Genomic DNA, 13,489 nt, shown 5'->3' on the forward strand with positions numbered 1-13,489 from the left:
GCCCGTGGTGTCTCTTGGACATGGACACTGAACTGGTACTCATCGGTCGTGCGGCGGATCGGCCCCCCGATGCCGTGTGGGCGGTCGTCGCCGAACTTTACGAGGGCCATGCCCTCCGGTTGACGCGCATGGCACTGGTGATGGTCGGTGATCGGCCCACGGCCGAGGACGTCGTGCACGAGGCCTTTCTCGGCCTGTACCGGCGCTGGCCGCACCTTCGTGATCCAGAGCGTGCGCTGGCCTACGTGCGATCCGCCGTCCTCAACCGTTGCCGGAACGCGTTGCGGCGCCGGCGCGTGCCATTCCGCGCCGAGCACCTGCCGCCCATCTGGTCGGCCGAGGCCGAGGCGCTCGTAGGCGAGGAGCAGCGTGAGGTCATGAACGCGCTGCATCGCCTTCCGGCCCGGCAGCGGGAGGCATTGGTGCTGCGTTACTTCTGCGACCTTTCGGAGGCGCAGACGGCGGAGACGATGCGGGTCAGCAGAGGCACGGTCAAGTCCACCACGTCGCGCGCGCTGACGGCGCTCGGCCGGATCCTGAAGGAGGGGCAGTGAACACGACCGAGGATCGACTTCGAGCCGCCATGTCCGCGGTCGGTGACACGCTCGGGCCGGAGGACATCCGGCCGCTGTCGCGTCCCCGGGGCCGGTGGTTCCATCCCTCGTGGCGCACCGCGCTGATGGTGAGCGCCGCGTCGGTGGCCGCAGTGGTCGTCGGAGTCTCGCTCGCCACGGGTTCCGGGGATTCCGGCGCATCACGGCCGGCGACCGGGTCCTCCCCGTCCGACCAGGCGATGCCGGGCACGACGGCCTCCAAGAACGACGTATCGATCATCCTCTGCCAGAGGATGTCGGCGAACCCCGCCTGTGACCGAACCGACGTGAGTGCGGCGCAACGAGACAGCATCAGGACGGATCTCCAGGCCATTCCCACCGTGCGTGAATTCGAGTTCGTGTCGAGCGGGGAGGCCTACGAACGCCTCCGCAAAGAACTCCCACACGACCCCGTGGTCATGTCCATGCGGGGACCGGAGGAAGTCGCAGAATCGTTTCAGGTGGTGGTCCGGAACCCCGACGACTACCGAAGCATCACGAACGCCTTCCTCGGCCGGCCTGGAGTCGACCAGATCATCACCTGGTACGGCCCCGCGATCAAACCACCGGAAGTGATGCCGAGGCGGTCGTGAGCGGCCTCACGCCGGTGCTTGCCGGGGTGCTTGCAATTGTGAGCAGCCTCACGTCGGAGTGCTAGCCAGCGCGCTTGCAATTGCAAGCAATCTGGCGCATGGTGGGACACATGGCAAGTTCGAAGGTCGGCTCCCTCGGGGAGTACATCCGGGAGCAGCGGCAGCGGGCGAAGATCTCGGTGCGGCAGCTGGCGGAAGCGGCAGGGGTGTCCAACCCCTACCTCAGCCAGATCGAGAGAGGGCTGCGCAAGCCGAGCGCCGAGATCCTGCAGCAGATCGCCAAGGGGCTGCGGATCTCCGCCGAGGTGCTCTACGTGCAGGCCGGGATCCTGGAGGACCGCGAGGCGGACACCGACGTCCAGGCCGCGGTCCGGGCCGACCTGCTCCTCACGGAGCGGCAGAAGCAGGTGTTGCTCGACATCTATGTGTCGTTCGTCAAGGAGAACGAAGCAGCCGGCCATGACCTAGTGCACGAAGACGTTAGGAAGGATGAAGTCGAATGACGCTTGCCACCAAGCTGCGCGACCACAAGGCGGTCCACGCGGGCGCCGGCGCGGTCGACCTCGCGGTCGAGAAGCTGCGTGAGGTCCCCGTGCACGTGACGAGGCTCCAGGGCACCGCCAAGGAGAACGCCACCAAGCTGCAGCAGAACGCGAAGGAATTCCAGGACAAGGTCGACACCAAGGACCTTCCCGGCGCTGCGGTCGCGTACATGACGCACCTCGGCACCCGGGTCGCCGAAGTGATCGACGAGCTCGCCGAGCGCGGCAAGACCGTCGTGAACCGGGTCGAGGTCGAGGTCCCCGAGATCTCCGAGCCCAAGCCGACCCCGCGGGCCAAGGCCGCCACGGCGAAGAAGACGGCGCAGACCGACGCCAAGAAGGCCGGCAACTGATCGTCCTCGATTCCCGAAAGGCCCGGCCGGCATCAGCTCCGGCCGGGCTTTTCGTTGGCATAGGCTGAGCCGTATCGACACCCTGCGGCGCGCGCGACCTGGCGGCGCCGCCCGCTTGGACAGGAGCGCTGATCGCCGGTGAATGCCAGCTTCAACCTGTTGCAGTACTTCTTCTGGCTGCTCCTGATCATCGCTTTCGTCGTCGAGGCCTGGGCGCTGTTCGATGCCGTGCGGCAGCCCACCACCGCCTATGCCTCGGCGGGCAAACTGACCAAGCGCTGGTGGCTGATCATTCTTGGTGTCGCCACCGTTGTCGGGCTGGCCAACGCGGCGGCGCCGCTGAACGGCATCTCGCCGATCAACCTGCTGCTGAACATCCTGCCGGTCGTGGCGTTCATCGCGGCCGCGGTCTATCACGCCGATGTGCGCCCGGCGGTCCGGGAGTACCGGGGCGGCCAGGGCGGCGGCTCGGGGCCCTACGGCCCCTGGTGATCGTCACCGCCGGCCGGTAGCCGCGGCTCGTCGAGGCCGAGCCTGCGCAGGTCGGTCACGAAACGGTCGGCGAAATAGCGGTTGCCCGCGGCGTTCGGATGCACTCCGTCGCGGCGAATGTAGGTCCTGGCCGTTCCCGTGCGCCTGCGCACGTTGCCGGTGATCCATTTCTCCTGGAGCGGATCGATGAAGGGCACCTGCAGTTCGCTCGCGACCCCTTTCAGGGCGTCCCGTACGCGCAGCGCCTCGCGCCGCGGATCGCCGCCCCACATCGGACCGGTGAGCAAGAGCCGCGTCGAGGGCCACTGCTGCCGGATCTTCGTCAGCAACTGCCGGGCGGAGGCCGTCACGAGCTGAGGGTCGTGCGGCCAGTCGTTGTGACCACCCGCCACGATCACCATGTCGGGGGCGGGGCGCCAGGCGAGTTCCTCGTCGAACAGCATCGGGAACGTCTTGCCGATCCGGCCGGGTGCGACGAAGCCGGTGCCGCGGTAGCCGGCGATGATGATCTGCCAGCCGAGCGTCCTTGCCACGTCCGCGGCGTAGGTCGCCGTCGGCGGGGTGCCCGGGATGCCCGCGGTGTAGCTGTCGCCGAGGATCATGACGACCGGTGCCGTCGCCCCCCGCTCACCGCCGGCTGAGCGCTTGCCGCCGAGCGCCTTGTCGCCGGTGGCGCGGGTGGCCTTGCCGGCCCGCTGCGGCGACTGCGAGGCGACGGCCGTGCAGCCGCTCATGGTCAGGACCGCCGCAAGGGCGTACGGGACCAAACGGCGCATCCTGCGAGCCCTCTCTACCAAACCCGGCCGTGACCCAGAGAGATCGCGCGGACAAGCGCTCCACGCGACCCCTAGGGTGACAAGTATGCGGAAAGACCACCACGGGCGTACCGCTCGGCTCGAGCTCGATGACCAGTCGCTGCGCGAATGGGACGCCGTCGTACTCGATTCCGGACCCGAGGAGATCATTCTTGACAGGTCCGCATTTTACCCGGGAGGCGGCGGTCAGCCGCCCGATCACGGGGTTCTGCTGTGGCAGGGCGTGCAGACCAGGATCGTCGGAGTCAGAAAAGGCGACGATCTCGCGCTGATCCCCGCGGAGGGCGACCCGATCCCGCCCGCCGGAACCAGCGTGAGCGGGGCCGTCGAGGACGATCGGCGGACGGCGCTGATGCGGACGCACTCGGCGCTGCACGTGCTCGGCGGAGTCGTGTTCCGCGACTACAAGTGCCTCGTCACCGGCGGCAACATGGAGCCGCTGGTCGCGCGGATGGACTTCAACCTGCCCGAGGTGCCGCCCGGCTTCAAGGAGGCCGTGGAGGCCGCCTGCAATGCCGAGGTCGAGGCCGACCGGCGCATCGACGTCAAGACCCTGCCGAGGGCCGAGGCGTTCGAGATCCCCGACATCATCCGCACCGCGACCAACCTGGTGCCGGCCGAGGTGCAGGACGTACGGATCGTCGACATCGTCGGGCTGGACACCCAGGCCGACGGGGGCACGCACGTGGCGTCGACCCGGCAGATCGGCCGCATCGCGGTCGCCAAGATCGAGAACAAGGGCCGCGGCTTCCGCCGGATCCGCATCAAGGTCGTGAACTGAGCCTCAAGGTCGTGCATGGGGCTTCAAGGCCGTGCACTGGGCTTCGAGGTCGTGCACTGGGCTTCAAAATCGTGAACCGGCCAGAGCGGCCACCGAGCCGATGCCGTGCTCCATGATCGCCAGTGCCGATCGTCGTCTCGTCGTAGCCACGCTCGGCGAAGAGCCGCCGGCGGCCGGGTGCTAATGCGGCAGCGCGTACAGCAGCGGGGGGACGACGGCGATCAGCACCGCGGCGATCAGCACGACGGCCCGGGTCGCCGGATGTGTCGGCACGGGCTCGACCAGACGGCTCACCCGGGCCAGCACCGGGCTGGCGGCCGTCGCCTCAGGGCCGAACGGCCTGTTCTCGGAGCTGACCGGCCGCACTGACCCGGCCGGTTCCGTTCCCACTGCGGCCAGCGCGCCGGACGGCGCCGCCGCCGGCCGGGCCGCGGCGAAGCGCAGGAGCGCGGTCGCGAGTTCGCGGGGCGGGCGGTGCCTGCGGGCGCGATCGTCGGCGGTCATCTCGATGAGCAGCTCGACCGCGTCGAGAGAGCGGCTGACCAGCCCGAACCGCGGAAAGACCTGCCGCAGGGACGAGAAGGGCAGCAGTACGAGATCGTGCCGCTCGCGGGCGTGCGCGCGCTCGTGCTCCAGCACGGCGGCGAGCTCGGCCTTGTCGAGCAGGCGCATGGTGCCGGCACTGACCACGACCTTGGCCGAGCGCATCCCGGGCACGCAGTAGGCCGCCGCCGCCGGGTGGTCGAGCACCAGCGTGCCGTCCGGCTCGCCGTGGGCGACGAGCGCCAGCAGCGCGCGGTGACGGCGCCGGGCCCGTACGACCCGGAAAACCGCGAAGAGCAGCATCGCGGGCAACACGGCGGCGAGGCTGAGCGCGCACAGTAGCGCCGTGAGCTGCACCAGCCCCAGTCGCGTGCCCGAATCGTCGGCCAGCCCGCGCAGCCCGCCCGCTATACCGTCGCGGTAGGGCAGCAGCCCGACGCTGAGCAGCGTGCCGATCGTCGCGATCCCCCAGGCGAGCCCGAGGGCCTGCCAGAGGGCGATCGCGGTACGAGGCGTACGCCAGGTCCACCGGGCGCGGGACAGCACATGCGCCCCGACGACCGTGCCGGCCGCGATGGTCGCGAGCAGGGCCGCCCCGATCATCCCGGGGACTCCTTACGGGTGAGGTCCTCCAGCGCCCGGCGGAGCACCTCGGCCTCGTCGCCGGATACCGACTGGGCGAAGTGCGCGAGCGCCGCGTCGCGGTCGCCGGTCAGTTCGAGCGCGCCGAGCATGAGCTCGGTGACATATCCCTCGCGGCTGGCCGCCGGACGATAGCGCCATGCCCGGCCGTCGCGGGTGCGGCGCAGGAAGCCCTTCTTGGCCAGCCGATCGAGGACCGTCATCACCGTCGTATACGCCAGGTCGCGGCCGGCGAGGGCCCGGCCCACCTCACGGGCGGTCGCCGGCTGGCCGCCGGCGTCCTCGTGTGCCCAGAGGACCTCCATGACCGCGCGTTCAAGCTCTCCCAAACCCTTCACATCCTCAGCTTAACCGGGCATGGGCATGAGGACCACAGGAAGTAGTACGACGAAACGTAGTACTACGATCTGTAGTAGTACGATGCGCTCATGGACCTCCTCGCCGTGGGCGCGGCTCCTGCCGACTTCGCCGCCGCCCGCACTCAGATGGCCTTCACCCTGGGTTTCCACATCGTCCTGGCGAGCATCGGCATCGGCCTCCCCGCGCTCACGCTCCTCGCGGACTGGCGCGCACTTCGCACCGGAGACGCCGTCTACCGCGAACTGGCGCAGCGCTGGGCCAAGGCCACGGGCGTGCTCTTCGCCGTCGGCGCCGTCTCGGGCACGGTGCTGTCGTTCGAGATGGGCACGCTGTGGCCCCGGTTCATGGACACCTACGGCCAGGTGTTCGGCGCGGCCTTCGCCCTCGAGGGCATCGCCTTCTTCATCGAGGCCATCTTCATCGGCATCTACCTGTACGGACGCGACCGGCTGCCGCCGAGGGTCCACCTGCTCACGGGCGTCCCGATCGTGTTGTCCGGCCTGCTCTCGGCCTTCTTCGTGGTGACCGTCAACGCGTGGATGAACCAGCCGCGCGGCTTTCGGCTGGTCGACGGAAAGGTCACCGACGTACGCCCGCTCGCCGCGATGTTCAATCCCGCCACCCCGCCGCAGGCGGCTCATCTGATCCCCGCCTCGCTCATGGTGTGCTCGTTCGTCGTGGCGTCCGTCTACGCGGTCGCGCTGCTCCGGGACCGGCGGCGCGGGATCGTCGACCGCTACCACCGCCTCGGGTTCGCGATCCCGTTCACGCTGGGCGCCGTGCTCACTCCGCTGCAGGTGATCGTCGGCGACTGGGCGGTCCGGTTCGTCGCCGACCGTCAGCCGATCAAGTTCGCCGCGATGGAGGGCATCGAGCACACCGAGGCGGGCGTGCCGCTGAAGGTCGGCGTACTCGAGATCCCCAACGCGCTGTCGGTCATGCTCCGCTTCGACCCGGACGCCACCTTGCGAGGGCTCGACGCCTGGCCCGTGGAGGAGCGGCCGCCGGACGCGGTCGTCCACATCGCCTACCAGCTCATGATCGGTATCGGTGTCGCCCTGCTCGCGCTCGCCTTCTGGTGGGCGTGGAGCCATCGGCACCTGATGCCGGGACGGCGCGGGCGTGGCACCTCCGGCGCGGCGGCGCCGACCCGGTGGTCTCCGTGGCTCCTGCGCGCCGCCACCCTGACGGGGGTCGGAGCCGCCATCGCCATGGAGGCCGGCTGGACCGTCACGGAGGTCGGCAGGCAGCCATGGATCGTGTACGGCGTCATGCGCACCACGGAGGCGGTCAACCCCTCACCCGGGCTCCGGTTCGGCCTCTACATCGTGCTGGCGGTCTACGCCGCGCTCGCCGCCGCCACCATCAGCGTCCTCCGCCGGATGCGCCGCGAGCCCACCGCCGCACGTGATCATGCAGTTGTTCCCGGCGCCGGTGGCGGGAACAACTGCATGATCACGGCGAAGGATGCGGGCGACGCGGGGGAGGGCCCGGGGTCATGAGCCGAGCGGATGTGGCGGTCGGGCTCATCCTGGTCGGGCTGTCGGCGTACCTGCTGTTCGGCGGGGCCGACTTCGGAGCCGGGCTCTGGCACCTGCTCGCCCGCCGCCGCGCGCGAGCCACGGCGAGATCACGTACAGGGAGGGCCGATCTCGCGGTCGTCGGCGCGCAGCAGAACGCAGCAGGCCAGAACGTGGCGGGCCAGAACATCGCGCACGAGAACGTGGCGCACCAGGTCGCGGCGGATGACAACGTGGCGGGCCGGAAGGCGGTGGATCGCAACGGGGCGGAGCAGGATGTGATCGAGCATGCGATGGGGCCGGTGTGGGAGGCCAACCACGTCTAGTTGATCTTCGTGATGGTCATGACCTGGACGGCGTTCCCGCCGGTCTTCGCCTCGATCATGACCGCACATTGGGTGCCGTTGTCGCTCGCCGCGCTCGGCATCGTCGTGCGCGGCAGCGCCTTCGTGTTCGCGAAGGCGCTGCCCGACGGACGCTGGTACGCGTGGGCCTTCGGTGTCTCGTCGCTGCTCACCCCGTACTGCATGGGAGCCGTCGCCGGTGCGATCGCCGCCGGCGGGGCGAGCTGGCTGAGCCCGTCCGGTGTCTACGCCGGTCTGCTGTGCACCGGGCTCTGCGGCTATCTCGCCGCCGTCTATCTCACCGCCGACGCGCGCCGGCTGGCCGGGAGCGAGGCGACGGAGTGGTTCCGGCGATGCGCACTGACCGCCGGCGTGGCCATGGGCATGCTCGCGCTCCCCGGCGGCGCCTTCTTCGACGTGCGGTCCCCGCTCATCACGCTCTCGGCCGCCGCCGGCCTGGTCTCGCTGGGGCTTCTGGTCGTGCGCCGTTATCTGGCCGTACGTGTGACGGCGGCGCTGGCGGCGGCGTCGGTCCTGTGGGGCGCCGCCGCGCTGAGCAGCCTCGACTTCGACGGAGCCGCCGCCCATGACGCGGTGCTGCAGGTCGTGTTCTGGTCGCTCGGTCTCGGCGCGATCGTGCTCGTCCCGTCCCTGACATGGCTCTATGTGCTCTTCCAGCGAGCCGAACAGGGGCGCTGAAACGTCATGAGTGCGGAGCCGCCTCGGCCAGTGCGATCCGGTCGCCTGCCGCCGCCGCGGCCTGGCGCAGCACGTCTCCGGGGGTCGACTCGATGACCGGCAGCGAGGTGTCGGCCGGCCGATGCGAACGAGTGAGCCGGGCCGCCATGGTGTCATCCCTCCAGATCGGACTCGGTCGGAACGGGGCCGCCGCCCTCGGGGATCCACCGGCCCGAGTCGCGCCATCTCACGGCCTCGTGGAAGCCGTGGGTGGCGGCGAAGGCCTGGAACCAGCGGCCTTCGGGACTGTGCCTCGTCATGCCGTCGAAGAGGGTCGCCAGGATCTGGGTGCCCTGCAGGCCCATGTTGTCGTACGCCTGATTGATCATGAGTTTCTGCATCACGAGCTGGTTGACCGGGACGCCGGCGATCCGGTCGGCGAGTCTCTCCACCGCCGCGTCCAGCTCGCCGGCCGGGACCGATTCCAGCACCAGACCCCACTCGGCGGCCTGCCTGCCGTCGATGGTGTCGCCCGTGAACAGCATCCGCTTGGCCCGTTCGGCGCCGAGCCGGTAGACCCACATCGCCGTGGTCGGGCAGCCCCACACCCTGGCGGGCATGTAGCCGATCCGGGCGTCGTCGGCCATGATCACCTGGTCGCAGGACAGCGCGATGTCACTGCCGCCCGCGACCGCGTACCCGTGGACCTTCGCGATCGTGGGCTTCATCGAGCGCCACAGCGAGAAGTAGTCGTCGGTGTTGCGCTTCATCATCCGGTAATCCTTGATCGGATCCCAGACGGCGTCCTGGGTGCCGGCCCCGTCCTCGGCGTACTCCTTCAGGTCGTAGCCGGAGCAGAACGCCCTCCCGGCCCCCTGCAGGATGATCACGTGCACGTCGGGGTCCTCGTCGGCCCGCTCGACGGCCTTGGGGAGCTCGCGCGCCATGTCCTCGTTGATCGCGTTCATCCGGTCCGGGCGGTTCAGCGTGAGATACGCCTTACGGTCGCAGGTCTCGTACCGGATCGTCTGCCATCCGGGGTCGGTCATGCGGTGCCTCCCAGGTCGGGCCGGCGCCGGACCCCTCACCCGCAGAGCCCGCGCCTTTGCGGCATGCGGTGCGGTCCGTGCCGGTCTTCACACCCGTGCGCAGCGGAGTGCGCTACGGACGACGGCGGCGGGATCGCCGAGGTGGTAGATCATCTCATCGGGTTCGATGCCGTCGAGGAATTCCTGGTAGCGGACGGCGTAGGCCAGATGCGCGAGCGGTTCGCCGACGGCGAGGGCGCGGGCCGGGTCGCAGCCGGGGACGTGGGTCGACCAGGCGCTGATCCAGGCGCGGGCGGCGGCCGGCCGCTCGGCCGGGGGCAGGTAGTCCCGCAGCCTCAGCCCGTCCAGCACCGGGTTGCCGAAGAAGGCGTCGGCGAAGTCGAACAGCACCGGCTGGCCGCCGTCGCTGCGCATGTTGCCCGGGTGGAAGTCGCCGTGCACGATCGTGTCGGGCAGGCCGCAGTCCTGCAGCGCGGGCCACCGGTCGGCGAGCGCGCGTGCCTCGGCCAGTTCCTCGGCGGTCAGCTCCGCCACCGCGTCGCCGTCGAGGAGCTCGCGGATCTGGTCGGCGAGTACGGGCGCGCGCCGGTCGCGCAGTCCGGCCGGGCATCCGGCCGAGAGCGCGGCGACGGCGGCCTGCGCCGCCACGAGGCGGTCGACGCCGCTCGCGATGATGCCGGCGGGCGCGTGCCAGCAGTCCTCCCCCGGAAGGTGTTCCATCAGCATCCGCCGTTCCCCCGCTGCGATGAGCACGGGAACGAGCCCCGGATCGACCGCGGCGAACGCCGCGATGACGCTCACCTCGTCGGCCGCGAAGGCCGGCGTGGTCTTCAGCCATACCGGTCCCCGCGCCGTGGGCAGGCGGAACAGGCCGGCGAGGTTCCAGGTCCGGTACTGCTCGACCGCACCGGTCACCGGGCGGCCAGCGGCTGCGAGGACGCCGGAGGCCCAGCCCAGGATCTCGCGCAGACCCTCCACCCGCGCCCACGGCGAACGCAGCTCGTGAGACTCGGTCAACCACGCGCGGGAACCGGCGCGGCCCTCGGCATCGTCGCCGGCGGAGGTCTCGGCCAGGAGGCCCGGCGCGGGCCGCTCCAGCGCTTCGACGTGGTAGGTGACGTGGCCGTCGCGGGCGCCGTCTCCGCCCTGTACGTGCAGCAGCCGCACCACCAGCACGGGTACGCCGAGCACCCGCCGGAGGTGCGTCACGACCGGCTCGACCTGAGACCACCACGCGACGTTCACCGCGAATGGTCCGATGGCCCCGAGATACTCGCCATCCCGGGTGACCATCGCGCTCACCGTACGGCTCATGGCGTCAGTCTGAGGCCGCACCACGGTGCGGTGCGACCGAATATCCACCGGCGAGGGTTCGGCCGCTCGCGATGCCGCGTGTCGGCGATGAACCCGAGCCCGCGATGCCGCAATAGTCGCTGCGGGTCGCCGATGAGCTCGGCGCGGCGTCGGTGGCCTTCCCCGCCGTGTCGGCCGGGATCTACGGTTGGCCGGTCGACGACGCCGCACGGATCGCCGTCACCACGGTCAAGGCGACCGCCACCAGTGTGGTGGACGTACGTTTCGTACTGTTCACGGCAGACGTGCACAGCGCCTTCGAGGACGCGCTCGCGGCCTCCTGACCACGCTGCGCCGACCGCCGGTCAGCCCCCGCTCAGCGGCTTCCGGCCGGGCCCGGGTGACCCGGCGAAGGCCTGCGCGATGTCCAGCCAGCGCTCGGCGTCCTCGCCGGTGGCCGTCAGGCTCAGGTCGGCCCGGTGCCGCCGCTGGGTCGTCAGCAGGCAGAAGTCGAGGGCGGGCCCGGTGACCGACTGGGCGGCGTCCGCCGGGCCCCACGTCCAGGTGGCGCCGTCCGGCGCGGACAGGCTCACCCGGAACTCCTCGGCGGGAGGGGGGAGACCACGGATGCGGAACGCGAAGTCGCGCGTGCGCACCCCGATATGAGCGACGTGCCGAAGCCGCTGGGTGGGCTCGCGTTTCACCTCGAGTGCCTCGGCGACATCCTGGCCGTGCGCCCAGGTCTCCATGAGCCGTGCCGTGACCAGCGATGGAGCGCCCATGGGCGGTCCGAACCAGGGCAGCCTCGTGCCGTGGGGGACGGCGGCCAGCACCTCGGCCAGCTTCCGCCGCCCGGTCCGCCAGCGTTCGAGCAGCCGTCCCGGCTCCTCGCCCGCCCCTTCCCGCGCACCCGCGTCGGCGTACTCCTGTGGACTCGCGGTCGCCTCGGCGAGCAGCTCGCCGAAGGCGTCAGGGTCGGTCGCGGCGATGATCGCCAGTCGGTCGGTCCACGCCAGATGGGAGATCTGGTGCGCGACCGTCCAGCCCTCGGCCGGAGTGGCGAGCGTCCATCGATCGGCGTCGAGCGGAGCGACGAGACCGTCGAGCTCCTCACCCTCCGCGTTCAAGGCATCGAGCAGCGGCTGGATGTCGGTCACGTGGTCTCCTCCGCGGTGGCGGTGCTGGCGGCGGCGTTGGCATTGGCGGCCGCGTTGGTGGTGTTCGTGGCCGAGGCCACGATCGCCTGGGCCACCGCGTAATCCGCCTTGCCGTTGGCCAGGCGCAGGATGCGGTCGGTGCGCAGGAACGCCTTGGGCAGCTTGTAACGGGCGAGATAGGGGGCACACGCCGAGCGGAGTTCGTCCTCGGTGCGGTCGGCCGACAGGCGGACGACCGCCACGATCTCGTGGCCCCACCGCTCGCTCGGGCGGCCGATGACGAGTGCGTCCGCCACGCCGGGCACGCCGCGCAGCACGTTCTCGACCTCCTCTGCGAACACCTTCTCGCCACCGGTGCTGATGGTGGTGGACTCCCGGCCGTGTACCTCGACGGTGCCGTCGGCGAGCAGCCGCGCACGGTCGCCGGCGACGACGAACCGCTGCGCGCCGACGGTGATGAACGTGGCGGCGGTCTTCTCCGGGTCGCCGAGATAACCGAGCGGGGTCGCGCCCGTCTTGGCCAGCCAGCCGAGCTCGTCCTCGCCGGGTGTCAGCACGCGGGTGCGGTCGGCGCTGAGCACGGCCGTGCCCGGCGCCGCGGTGAAGGGCAGGTCCTCGGCGCCCTGGCGGGCGACCTGGAAGCCGCTCTCGGACGACCCGAGGACATCGGTGATCCGCATGGTCGGCAGGGCGGCCAGCAGCCGCTGTTTGACCTGGGGACTGATGCTCGCTCCCGAGTTGAGGATCTGCCGCAGCTCCGAGAGGTCGTAGGAGCCGGATCCGTCGCCGAGCTCGTCGGCGATCGGCCGGGCGAACGCGTCGCCCACGATGGTCAACCGGGTCACCCGCTCGCGGGAGGCGACGCTGAGCAGGTTCCCGGCGTCCAGCCGGTCCACCCGATCCGGGATCACCACGGTGGCGCCGCTACGCCATCCGCCGAGCGCCGACCACGTCCCGGTGCCGTGCATGAGCGGCGGTGCGATCAGCACCCGATGCCGTGCGGCCAGTGCCGGCTCGACGGCCTCCGCCAGGTCGGTGATCGGGGTGCCGTCCCGCCGCCGCAGCCCGAGCGGCCCGTTGAGCAGGTCGCCGATGCGCCACAGCACGCCCTTGGGCATGCCGGTCGTGCCACCGGTGTAGAGGATGTGCAGATCATGCGCGCTCGGGCGGACGTCCAGCGGCTCGGTTGAGGCGGCGGCGAGCGCCGCCTCGTAGTCGAGGGCGCCCGGCAACGGCTGCGCGCCGGACTCGTCGGCGACGTGCAACAGCAGCAACGGGGACCGTTCCAGCCGGTCGAGGATCCGGCTGAGCGGCTCGGCGAAGCGGGCGTGGTAGATGATCGCGGCCGGGCGGGCGTCGCCGAACAGGTAGGCGAGCTCGTCGTCGACGTACCGGTAGTTGACGTTGAACGGGGCGACCCTCGCCTTGTGCGCGGCGAGCAGGCCCTCCAGATACTCCGGCCCGTTGTGCAGATAGAGAGCGAGATGGTCGTGGGCAGACGTCCACGGTTGACGGGAACCGCTCCGTGTCCCGAGCCCATGAGCATGCAGCACCCGGGCCAGCCGCCGGGTCCGCTCGGTCACCTCATGCCAGGTCAGCCGCCGGTCCCGCCAGACCAGGCACTCCCGGTCGGGTACGGCCGCCGCGATCGCCTCATGCAGGCCCGCCAGGTCGAGTTGGCGCAATGGATCTCCTTGTCGGGGAAATCGAATCTAGCCCGTGCCTGATCGAACT

The 13,489-nt window shown here is 70.7% G+C and carries 17 protein-coding genes and 1 pseudogene; 10 read left to right on the forward strand and 8 right to left on the reverse strand.

The window, feature by feature from the left end:
• The first annotated feature begins 20 nt into the window (after positions 1-20).
• From HKK72_RS21050 to HKK72_RS21070, 5 genes are all read left to right on the forward strand, one after another.
• Complete coding sequence (locus HKK72_RS21050) at positions 21-554, forward strand: SigE family RNA polymerase sigma factor (protein WP_187236121.1); 534 nt, start codon at positions 21-23, stop codon at positions 552-554.
• Positions 551-1,186, forward strand: a complete 636-nt coding sequence (locus tag HKK72_RS42275) for a permease-like cell division protein FtsX (RefSeq protein WP_187236122.1) — start codon at positions 551-553, stop codon at positions 1,184-1,186. Before HKK72_RS21050 ends, HKK72_RS42275 begins: the two co-directional genes overlap by 4 nt.
• A 110-nt stretch (positions 1,187-1,296) precedes the next feature.
• Positions 1,297-1,689 carry a helix-turn-helix domain-containing protein gene (locus HKK72_RS21060; protein ID WP_187236123.1) on the forward strand — a complete coding sequence of 131 codons (393 nt, stop codon included), beginning with the start codon at positions 1,297-1,299 and terminating at the stop codon, positions 1,687-1,689.
• Positions 1,686-2,081, forward strand: a complete 396-nt coding sequence (locus HKK72_RS21065; RefSeq protein ID WP_187236124.1) for a hypothetical protein — start codon at positions 1,686-1,688, stop codon at positions 2,079-2,081. The genes HKK72_RS21060 and HKK72_RS21065 overlap by 4 nt, the downstream gene beginning before the upstream one ends.
• 138 nt (positions 2,082-2,219) lie before the next feature.
• Complete coding sequence (locus HKK72_RS21070) at positions 2,220-2,573, forward strand: DUF2516 family protein (RefSeq protein ID WP_315987364.1); 354 nt, start codon at positions 2,220-2,222, stop codon at positions 2,571-2,573.
• Here HKK72_RS21070 and HKK72_RS21075 read toward each other — a convergent pair.
• Complete coding sequence (locus HKK72_RS21075) at positions 2,558-3,349, reverse strand: SGNH/GDSL hydrolase family protein (RefSeq protein ID WP_187236125.1); 792 nt, start codon at positions 3,347-3,349, stop codon at positions 2,558-2,560. The two genes, HKK72_RS21070 and HKK72_RS21075, sit on opposite strands and share 16 nt — an antisense overlap.
• An 85-nt stretch (positions 3,350-3,434) precedes the next feature.
• On the opposite strand from HKK72_RS21075, the gene HKK72_RS21080 reads away from it, so the two are divergent.
• Entirely contained in the window at positions 3,435-4,169 is a 735-nt protein-coding gene (locus HKK72_RS21080; protein ID WP_187236126.1) for an alanyl-tRNA editing protein, read from the forward strand.
• Positions 4,170-4,349: 180 nt separating this feature from the next.
• Here HKK72_RS21080 and HKK72_RS21085 read toward each other — a convergent pair whose 3' ends face one another.
• Both HKK72_RS21085 and HKK72_RS21090 read right to left on the reverse strand, forming a co-directional pair.
• On the reverse strand, positions 4,350-5,315 hold the full coding sequence (locus HKK72_RS21085) for a M56 family metallopeptidase (protein ID WP_187236127.1): 966 nt from the start codon (positions 5,313-5,315) through the stop codon (positions 4,350-4,352).
• Positions 5,312-5,692 (reverse strand): BlaI/MecI/CopY family transcriptional regulator, encoded by a 381-nt coding sequence (locus HKK72_RS21090; RefSeq protein WP_187236128.1) that lies wholly within the window; start codon positions 5,690-5,692, stop codon positions 5,312-5,314. Before HKK72_RS21090 ends, HKK72_RS21085 begins: the two co-directional genes overlap by 4 nt.
• Positions 5,693-5,782: 90 nt before the next feature.
• Here HKK72_RS21090 and HKK72_RS21095 point away from each other — a divergent pair, with 90 nt between their 5' ends.
• From HKK72_RS21095 to HKK72_RS21100, 3 genes are read left to right on the forward strand one after another with little or no spacing between them, the layout of a single operon-like run.
• Complete coding sequence (locus tag HKK72_RS21095; RefSeq protein ID WP_187236129.1) at positions 5,783-7,216, forward strand: cytochrome ubiquinol oxidase subunit I; 1,434 nt, start codon at positions 5,783-5,785, stop codon at positions 7,214-7,216.
• Positions 7,213-7,560: a cytochrome d ubiquinol oxidase subunit II gene (locus tag HKK72_RS41200; protein ID WP_261987022.1), complete on the forward strand. Its 348-nt coding sequence runs from the start codon at positions 7,213-7,215 to the stop codon at positions 7,558-7,560. The genes HKK72_RS21095 and HKK72_RS41200 overlap by 4 nt, the downstream gene beginning before the upstream one ends.
• A 9-nt stretch (positions 7,561-7,569) precedes the next feature.
• Positions 7,570-8,277, forward strand: a complete 708-nt coding sequence (locus HKK72_RS21100; protein WP_315987365.1) for a cytochrome d ubiquinol oxidase subunit II — start codon at positions 7,570-7,572, stop codon at positions 8,275-8,277.
• 4 nt (positions 8,278-8,281) lie between these two features.
• Here HKK72_RS21100 and HKK72_RS21105 read toward each other — a convergent pair whose 3' ends face one another.
• The 3 genes from HKK72_RS21105 to HKK72_RS21115 form a co-directional block, all read right to left on the reverse strand.
• Positions 8,282-8,425, reverse strand: coding sequence for a hypothetical protein (locus HKK72_RS21105; RefSeq protein ID WP_187236130.1), 144 nt, complete (start codon positions 8,423-8,425; stop codon positions 8,282-8,284).
• A 4-nt stretch (positions 8,426-8,429) separates the two neighbouring features.
• A complete protein-coding gene (locus HKK72_RS21110; protein ID WP_187236131.1) occupies positions 8,430-9,305 on the reverse strand; it encodes a crotonase/enoyl-CoA hydratase family protein in 876 nt (291 codons plus the stop codon).
• An 87-nt stretch (positions 9,306-9,392) separates the two neighbouring features.
• Positions 9,393-10,619, reverse strand: a complete 1,227-nt coding sequence (locus tag HKK72_RS21115) for an aminoglycoside phosphotransferase family protein (RefSeq protein WP_222720946.1) — start codon at positions 10,617-10,619, stop codon at positions 9,393-9,395.
• Between the two features lie 116 nt (positions 10,620-10,735).
• Here HKK72_RS21115 and HKK72_RS21120 point away from each other — a divergent pair.
• Positions 10,736-10,942, forward strand: a pseudogene (locus HKK72_RS21120) (macro domain-containing protein); the annotation flags it as partial.
• Between the two features lie 21 nt (positions 10,943-10,963).
• Here HKK72_RS21120 and HKK72_RS21125 read toward each other — a convergent pair.
• The gene (locus HKK72_RS21125; RefSeq protein WP_187236132.1) at positions 10,964-11,755 is read right to left on the reverse strand and encodes a TIGR03084 family metal-binding protein; all 792 of its coding nucleotides are present in this window, start codon (positions 11,753-11,755) and stop codon (positions 10,964-10,966) included.
• A complete protein-coding gene (locus HKK72_RS21130; protein ID WP_187236133.1) occupies positions 11,752-13,440 on the reverse strand; it encodes an AMP-binding protein in 1,689 nt (562 codons plus the stop codon). The genes HKK72_RS21125 and HKK72_RS21130 overlap by 4 nt, the downstream gene beginning before the upstream one ends.
• Positions 13,441-13,489: the final 49 nt, after the last annotated feature.

It is taken from the genome of Actinomadura sp. HBU206391 (assembly GCF_014323665.1).
GTDB lineage: Bacteria > Actinomycetota > Actinomycetes > Streptosporangiales > Streptosporangiaceae > Actinomadura_C.

What these genes read in the sequence shown, in the direction of transcription:
- HKK72_RS21060 (WP_187236123.1), top strand. Translation starts at nt 1,297, where the DNA reads ATGGCAAGTTCGAAGGTCGGCTCCCTCGGGGAGTACATCCGGGAGCAG.
- HKK72_RS21095 (WP_187236129.1), top strand. Translation starts at nt 5,783, where the DNA reads ATGGACCTCCTCGCCGTGGGCGCGGCTCCTGCCGACTTCGCCGCCGCC.
- HKK72_RS21085 (WP_187236127.1), bottom strand. Translation starts at nt 5,315, where the DNA reads ATGATCGGGGCGGCCCTGCTCGCGACCATCGCGGCCGGCACGGTCGTC.
- HKK72_RS21110 (WP_187236131.1), bottom strand. Translation starts at nt 9,305, where the DNA reads ATGACCGACCCCGGATGGCAGACGATCCGGTACGAGACCTGCGACCGT.
- HKK72_RS21105 (WP_187236130.1), bottom strand. Translation starts at nt 8,425, where the DNA reads ATGGCGGCCCGGCTCACTCGTTCGCATCGGCCGGCCGACACCTCGCTG.
- HKK72_RS21075 (WP_187236125.1), bottom strand. Translation starts at nt 3,349, where the DNA reads ATGCGCCGTTTGGTCCCGTACGCCCTTGCGGCGGTCCTGACCATGAGC.
- HKK72_RS21065 (WP_187236124.1), top strand. Translation starts at nt 1,686, where the DNA reads ATGACGCTTGCCACCAAGCTGCGCGACCACAAGGCGGTCCACGCGGGC.
- HKK72_RS21080 (WP_187236126.1), top strand. Translation starts at nt 3,435, where the DNA reads ATGCGGAAAGACCACCACGGGCGTACCGCTCGGCTCGAGCTCGATGAC.
- HKK72_RS21115 (WP_222720946.1), bottom strand. Translation starts at nt 10,619, where the DNA reads ATGAGCCGTACGGTGAGCGCGATGGTCACCCGGGATGGCGAGTATCTC.
- HKK72_RS41200 (WP_261987022.1), top strand. Translation starts at nt 7,213, where the DNA reads ATGAGCCGAGCGGATGTGGCGGTCGGGCTCATCCTGGTCGGGCTGTCG.
- HKK72_RS21050 (WP_187236121.1), top strand. Translation starts at nt 21, where the DNA reads ATGGACACTGAACTGGTACTCATCGGTCGTGCGGCGGATCGGCCCCCC.